Here is a 6,027-nt window from a genome sequence, read left to right as displayed (position 1 = left end):
TCGAGGACGCGGGCGTGATCGGGTACGCGCCGAAGAAGATCGGCAGCTTCGCCTGCCGCGCCGCGGCGACGAGCCCGTACGCGAGCGCCGTGTTGCCGGTGATCTGCCGGTAGACGCCCGGCCGGAGCTTCGCCATTGCGGCCGAACATGGACTGCAGCAGGTCCGCCTGCTCGGTCTTCGTGGGCAGGCCGGTCGACGGGCCGCCACGCTGGATGTCGACGACGAGCAGAGGCAGCTCGAGCATCACGGCCAGCCCGATGGTCTCCGACTTCAGCGAGATGCCCGGGCCGGAGGTGGTGGTGACGCCGATCGCGCCACCGAACGCGGCACCGAGGGCGGCACCGATGCCGGCGATCTCGTCCTCGGCCTGGAACGTGGTGACGCCGAACCGCTTGTGCTTGCTCAGCTCGTGCAGGATGTCCGACGCCGGGGTGATCGGGTAGCTGCCGAGGAACACCGGCAGGCCGCTCGTGACGCCGGCGGCGACGATGCCGTACGCGAGCGCGAGGTTGCCGGTGATGCTGCGATAGGTGCCGGCCGCCATCGGAGACGGCGCGATGTATCTGACGCCGAACGCCTCGGTGGTCTCGCCGAAGTGGTAGCCCGCGGTCAGCGCGGCGATGTTCGAGTCACGAAGGTTCGGCGCGTCGGCGAACCTGCTGGCGAGGAAAGCAGCCGTGGTGTCGGTCTTGCGTCCGTACATCCACGAGACCAGCCCGAGCGCGAACATGTTCTTCGCGCGCGACGCGTCCTTGCGCGTCAGCCCGAATTCCTCGACGGAGCCCACGGTCATGGTGGTGAGGTCGATGGCGTGCAGCACGTAGTCGTCGAGCGAGCCGTCCTCGAGTGGGTTGGTGGCGTAGCCGGCCTTCGTGAGGCTCCGGTCCCTGAAGTCGAAGGTGTCGACGATCACCGTGCCGCCACGCTTCAGGTCGGGCAGGTGCACCTTGAGAGCCGCGGGGTTCATGGCGACCAGGACGTCCGGCGCGTCGCCCGGCGTCAGGATGTCGTGGTCGGCGACGTGCACCTGGAACGACGAGACCCCGGGCAGCGTGCCTTGGGGCGCCCGTATTTCGGCCGGGAAGTTGGGCAGCGTCGCGAGGTCGTTGCCGAACACGGCTGACTCCTGCGTGAACCGGTCACCCGTGAGCTGCATACCGTCACCGGAGTCGCCGGCGAAGCGGATGACAACACTTGCCAGCTCCTCGACGTCCGAGGAAGTCGTGCCGGTTGTGGTCACACGGTCTAGTTTAGGTCGTCAAACCACAACTTCACGGGCATGTTCGGTCCTTGGAACCGCAGGGCGAACTACAGTGAATCGTGGGAACCCGAGACGTCCAGACGCTCGGAGGATGGGCCGGGATCGTCGGGCCCGTGCTCTTCACCGCCGCGTTCATCGTCCAGGAGCTTTTTCGTCGCGACGAGTACAGCCCCATCGCCGAGTCCGTCAGCGCCCTGGAGGCCGGACCCAACGGCTGGGTGCAACAGGCGAACTTCGTCGTCCTCGGTCTGCTGACGATCGTGTTCGCGATCGGACTCCACCGTGGGCTCCGACGGTCGCGCGCCGGCTGGATCGGACCGGCGCTTCTTGGCCTCAGCGGCGTGGGGAACATCCTGGCTGCGGTATTCCCGCTCCGGGAGGACGCCGCCGGCCTCACCTACGACCCCGGCGGTCACGCCGTGGCCGGCATCCTGTTCTTCCTCACCAGTGCGCTCGCCCTGATTGCACTCTCGTCCCGCCTTCACCTCGACGAGCGGTGGCGGAGCCTGGCCGTCTACACGGCCGTGGCCGGATTCCTCGCCCTCGCCGGGTTCGTCGTCATGGGCGTCTTCGTGGTGCCCGCGGACGCCCCGCTGGACGACTGGGTCGGCCTCGGGCAGCGCATCCTGGTGCTGGCGGTCCTGTTCCCGTGCCGCGTCACGCTCGCCATCAGGTTGCTCCAGGTCGCCCGCTCGAAGCGTTGACGTGCAGAACCGAGGTCGTACTGTGACCACATGACAGGCAAGCCTCAGCCCGGCGCTGCGGAGCTGATCGTCTACAACTGCTGAATCGTGGGCACTCTTGTCAACGTCCTTGCTACGCCAGCGACGAGAAAGGCAAGCGCGAGGCTGACGCCGGTCACCCCGATCCCGAGGTCGATGGTTGGATCAATCCACGATGGCATGGGCTCCGCCGTCGGGTCCTCGAACGATTCGAAGTAGCGCCAGCTCCACGACCACAATCCGAGGGTGGCGACGCTGACCACGGCGCACGCACCGGCCGCGACATGCATGAGCGCACGGAGTGTTGTCCGCGTGACCGGCCTGAGCGGACTCTTCGACGACCGGGTCACCACGGCCAGCCAGAGCACGAAGAGCGCCGTCACCGGGGAGGCCAGAACGAGCATGAACGCCAAGCTGTAGACCGTCTCCTTGCCCTCGATCATGACCTACGGGACCGAGCAATCTGGCACGAAACGTGCGGTTCGGCAAGCCGCATGTGCCTGTTCGCACCTTGGAATGTCCGTGGCCATGGCGGACGTTGTTGTCGAAGAGATGCTGTCCGTGTCCAGCGTCGTGATCCAGGCAAAGGAGCGAACATGAGTTCAGACGGCCCCGTCCTCGTCGTGGGCGGCACCGGCATGCTCGGCGGCGAGGTCATCGACGCCTTGCTGTCCCGCGGCAGGCCGGTACGTGCGCTGGTGCGGCCCGGATCCGACGCTGCTCGCCTGGAGAGCGCCGGCGTCGAGATCGCCCGGGGCGACATGATGGACCCCGCCTCGTTGCTCGAGGCCATGACCGGCGCTCGTGCCGTCGTGACCTCGGCGGCCGGCTACACACGACACACCAAGGGCGACAACGCCGACATCGACACCATCGGCAACCGGAACCTCGTCGATGCGGCCGCGCGTGCCGGTGTCGGCAGGTTCGTGCTGACCAGCATCCTCACCTGCGACCAGACGCCGCAGGTTCCACACTTCTGGCACAAGAAGCTCGCCGAGGATCGGCTGGAGGAGCTCGGGGTGCCCTTCGTGTCGCTCCGCCCGGGCGCCTTCCTCGACCAGGTGACGCAGATGGGTGGCGATCCGTTCGCCAAGCGACGATTGATGTCGTTCGGCTCTGCGGATGTCCCGCTCACGTACGTGCTCAGGTCCGATCTGGCCGGATACCTGGCCGACGCCGTCGACGCGCCTGGGGTGGAAGGCCAACGCATCGACATCGGCTGGGACCGGCCGGTGAGCATGCGGGAGATCGCCGACATCTCTGGAGAATTCCTCGGAGCGGAGATCAAGGTCCGCACCATCCCGGCGGGTGTCCTCAACGCCGTCGGCGCCGTCGTCGGCCTCGTCAATCCGATGGCCAAGGACATGGGGGCGATGATCTCGTGGTTCCAGACCGGAAGGTACGTGGCAGACACGACGCGCCAGGGCGAGGTGTTCAGTGAGGTTCCGACGGCGGAGGACGCCATCGCGCGGCTCCTCGGGAGCCTGGGGCACTCAGTGAGCAGGTAGCCGCGCAAGCGCCGTCACCCGGCGCCCAGCCGCGTGCGCAGCTCGGCGACCTCGGCCGGTATGCCGTCGGCGAGGCGGTCGAGGTCCGGAACCAGGCGTCGGTCCGCCATGAGCCCGATGAACAGCCATCCTTCGAGGGACACCGCGGCGATCCGCAAGCCGTGACTGGGCGCGACTTCGGCGAACGAGTAGAGGGCTTCTACATGACGGTCGAGTACCTGGATCGGACCGCGCGGACCCGGGACGTTGGAGATGTTCAAGGAGTACTCGTGGGGCCCTTCGACCACGTGCTGAAGATTGTGCCGAACCCATGAGGGTGCGAGCGATAGTGACTCCCGAAGCGCGTAGATCGCGCGTGCGTCATGGCGGTTCTTCCGTAGCCCGGTTGCGCGCGCGACCGCCCGCACCCGCGCGACGGGGTCGCTTTCCGCAACGGGGAGCCTGACAAACAGGAACGAGTCGCGGTTCCCCGCGCTATCGTCCGCGCCGCCCTTGGGCTGCATGCTGACCGGCACCTGCACTTTCATCGACTTCGTAGGTGCGCCCCGGGCCTCCAGCCACCTCCTGAGGGCACCGGCGACGACGGCGAGGAGGACGTCATTGATGGTCACGGCCGGTGCGACGGCTTTGCCGAGAGCGCGCAGCTCGTCCAACCGACACTGCGCCGAGGCAGCGATGCGGTCGGGGCCGACCTCACCGGCCAGCGGAGACAACCCCCAGACCCGACTGAACTCACGGGTCATCAACCCGCGGTATCCGAGGGCTCTTGCGAGCCGCGCGCCTGCGGTCACCTGCGCGGGTCCCCCTGGCGCCGAACGACGTCTCGGCTCGGGTTCCGAAGCCGTCCGGCCCGGCTCGGTCCACAAGAACCTCGGCCCGGCGCGCATGATGGTGAGTCCGTCGGCCATGCAATGGTGGACTTTCCACACCAGAGCCGAGCGGCCGTCCCCGAGCCTGGGGATGACGTCAATCCGCCACAGTGGCCTGCTTCGGTCGAGCGGCGCCATCATGATGTCGGAGATGCATCGTGCGAGGGCGCCGCTGTCAACTGGTCCTTCTGTCGGCCAGACATGGACATGGCGTCCGATGTCGAACTCCGTGTCCTCCTGCCAGGCCAGTTTCGACGGCAGGTTTGGTGTGGGGACGAGTCGCTCAGTCCAGGGACGCTGGTTCTGCAGTCGCTCGGCCATCTGGGCGCGCAGCTCTGCTACGGGCAGTTCGCTGTCGGTGGCCTCGACAGTCAGCACCTTCAAGGTATGGCCGCGAATCGGGCCGGACTCCAGCGCGAGGATCCGGGCATCCTCCATCCTGAGCGGTGTCGGAGTCCCGCTCCCGGTCATCGCGAACTCCCTCGCATTGAGGATTCGCTACAAGGAAACCAAGGCGCCGGCGCGGATGTCCAGGCGGTTGCGGCACGTGATCGACACTTTGTTGTCTATGCGAGGGCGGATTCCAGGTCTCGTCGTAGGGGTCCTACGATCCCCATGACAGCGGCGAGATTCCCCGGGATGGCCATGATGAACGACAAGGCACCAATCAGTGTGCGCGCGTTCATCCGGGACCTCCGCTGGATGCTTCCCCTGTCCGTAGGCGCCATGCTCGTGATGTTCCTGCTGGACTTGGGCGGGATGCGTGACCTCGGGCTGATCGAAACACTGTTAGTCGGCGTGGGCTTCGTCGTCGTGCTCGGTCCACTGACCTGGCTGCGGTGGGAAAGACTCGGGCGCAGCGATCCGGCATTCTGGTGGTTCCTGGGTGGGGCGATGGTGTGGGCTGTCGTTTCGCTGGCGGGCATCGTCGCGATGGTCAATGCCCTCGGAATCCAGTGAACGGTCAGCGGGCGATCATCGCCGCAACCAACTACTTCTTGATGCCTGATCTTGTGCGGAACTCCACGCGGCCACATTGGGGTGGCCCAGATGTGTCAGGCGCGAAGGTCGCTTCAGTCGCGCGTAGCGGCGACCGCTTCCTCATAGGACGGGAAGGCCTCGAGGGTTGAGATGCGATCGCCATCCACGGTGAACACGCCTCCCACGACGAAGTCGAAGCTCATCTCGCCGGTCTCGAGAAAGAGGCTCGAGAATCGCAGCGATGCCAGCCAACGATCGTTCGACGTCGACTCCGCATCAAGGAGCTCCACGCTCGGTTTGTTCCCATTCGACTCAGTGTGCAGGGCCGCGAATGCTCGGGCCCCGTCCAAGCCCGGGGGAAGCACCTTGCCCCCAGGAAGCCTGAAGGTCGCATCTTCGGTGACGAGCATCTCCGCGGTGTCTCCGTCGGCGTTCGACACGGCGTCGATGAAATCTCGGATCGTCGTCGGGGCTTCCATGCTCAGAAAGATAGGGTCTTCTCTATGACGGTGGCAATGTGCAGTCGGCTCGTGCCGGTGCGTGCTCTACCTCGTCGCGTCACACGTTGAAGCGGAACTCCACGACGTCGCCGTCGGACATGACGTAGTCCTTGCCCTCCATGCGGACCTTGCCGGCAGCCTTGGCGGCGTTCATGGAGCCAGCGGCGACGAGCTCGTCGAAGGAG

The 6,027-nt window shown here is 66.5% G+C and carries 8 protein-coding genes; 4 read left to right on the top strand and 4 right to left on the bottom strand.

Translation table 11 applies throughout. The annotated features are described in order from the left end of the window. The coding region (locus ACRDPN_RS08795; protein ID WP_431447063.1) for a 2-oxoacid:acceptor oxidoreductase family protein at positions 1-1,241 on the bottom strand (1,241 nt) is incomplete at its 3' end. 80 nt (positions 1,242-1,321) lie between these two features. Between ACRDPN_RS08795 and ACRDPN_RS08790 the strand changes: the two genes are divergently transcribed. The 3 genes from ACRDPN_RS08790 to ACRDPN_RS08780 all read left to right on the top strand — a co-directional run bounded on the left by ACRDPN_RS08790 (position 1,322) and on the right by ACRDPN_RS08780 (position 3,492). Then, a complete protein-coding gene (locus ACRDPN_RS08790; RefSeq protein WP_431447062.1) occupies positions 1,322-1,966 on the top strand; it encodes a DUF998 domain-containing protein in 645 nt (214 codons plus the stop codon). A gap of 264 nt (positions 1,967-2,230) precedes the next feature. Beyond that, positions 2,231-2,404: a hypothetical protein gene (locus tag ACRDPN_RS08785; RefSeq protein WP_431447061.1), complete on the top strand. Its 174-nt coding sequence runs from the start codon at positions 2,231-2,233 to the stop codon at positions 2,402-2,404. A gap of 176 nt (positions 2,405-2,580) precedes the next feature. Continuing rightward, entirely contained in the window at positions 2,581-3,492 is a 912-nt protein-coding gene (locus ACRDPN_RS08780) for an SDR family oxidoreductase (protein ID WP_431447060.1), read from the top strand. Positions 3,493-3,506: 14 nt separating this feature from the next. Here ACRDPN_RS08780 and ACRDPN_RS08775 read toward each other — a convergent pair whose 3' ends face one another. Next, the gene (locus tag ACRDPN_RS08775; RefSeq protein WP_431447058.1) at positions 3,507-4,832 is read right to left on the bottom strand and encodes a wax ester/triacylglycerol synthase domain-containing protein; all 1,326 of its coding nucleotides are present in this window, start codon (positions 4,830-4,832) and stop codon (positions 3,507-3,509) included. 168 nt (positions 4,833-5,000) lie between these two features. On the opposite strand from ACRDPN_RS08775, the gene ACRDPN_RS08770 reads away from it, so the two are divergent. After that, complete coding sequence (locus ACRDPN_RS08770; protein WP_431447057.1) at positions 5,001-5,321, top strand: hypothetical protein; 321 nt, start codon at positions 5,001-5,003, stop codon at positions 5,319-5,321. Between the two features lie 113 nt (positions 5,322-5,434). Here the strand turns inward: ACRDPN_RS08770 and ACRDPN_RS08765 are convergent, their stop codons facing one another. Beyond that, positions 5,435-5,821, bottom strand: coding sequence for a nuclear transport factor 2 family protein (locus ACRDPN_RS08765; RefSeq protein WP_431447056.1), 387 nt, complete (start codon positions 5,819-5,821; stop codon positions 5,435-5,437). A gap of 79 nt (positions 5,822-5,900) precedes the next feature. Further along, positions 5,901-6,027 (bottom strand): DUF933 domain-containing protein (locus ACRDPN_RS08760; protein WP_431447064.1); only part of this gene is annotated, 127 nt, incomplete at its 5' end.

It is taken from the genome of Aeromicrobium sp. (genome assembly GCF_050700635.1).
Classification (GTDB): Bacteria; Actinomycetota; Actinomycetes; order Propionibacteriales; family Nocardioidaceae; genus Aeromicrobium.
This window is presented reverse-complemented; position numbering and strand designations above follow the sequence as displayed.

Bases quoted from the DNA above. Each gene is read 5' to 3' on its own strand.
- ACRDPN_RS08780 (WP_431447060.1), top strand. From the start codon at position 2,581: ATGAGTTCAGACGGCCCCGTCCTCGTCGTGGGCGGCACCGGCATGCTC.
- ACRDPN_RS08775 (WP_431447058.1), bottom strand. From the start codon at position 4,832: ATGACCGGGAGCGGGACTCCGACACCGCTCAGGATGGAGGATGCCCGG.
- ACRDPN_RS08770 (WP_431447057.1), top strand. From the start codon at position 5,001: ATGGCCATGATGAACGACAAGGCACCAATCAGTGTGCGCGCGTTCATC.
- ACRDPN_RS08765 (WP_431447056.1), bottom strand. From the start codon at position 5,821: ATGGAAGCCCCGACGACGATCCGAGATTTCATCGACGCCGTGTCGAAC.